The sequence below is a fragment of the Tetzosporium hominis genome, from assembly GCF_002265435.1.
GTDB lineage: Bacteria > Bacillota > Bacilli > Bacillales_A > Planococcaceae > Chryseomicrobium > Chryseomicrobium hominis.
Genome location: NZ_NOKQ01000248.1, coordinates 1 through 233, shown reverse-complemented (window position 1 = coordinate 233; position 233 = coordinate 1). Strand labels below are relative to the sequence as shown.

Below are 233 nucleotides of genomic sequence, written 5' to 3'. Positions count from 1 at the left end.
TATTTGCGGTGCTGCTGACAGATCCAAGCCATGTGCTTCCTTTTTTCTCATCGATTTTTATGGAGAAGATGGCGGGTTTTATTAAGCTGTATTTCCCGGTATTTTTACTCGGTGCGATTTTTGGAAAAGTCGTTGAAATGTCCGGGCTTGCGGCATCAATTGCGAAAACGATTGTCAGGCTTGTCGGGGCAAAAAGAGCGATACTTGCCATTGTGCTGATGGGCGCTATCTTG

The 233-nt window shown here is 45.5% G+C and carries 1 protein-coding gene; it reads left to right on the top strand.

Annotated features, from left to right (window positions below; genetic code table 11):
• The coding region (locus CF394_RS11515; protein ID WP_439332873.1) for a GntT/GntP/DsdX family permease at positions 1–233 on the top strand (233 nt) is incomplete at both ends.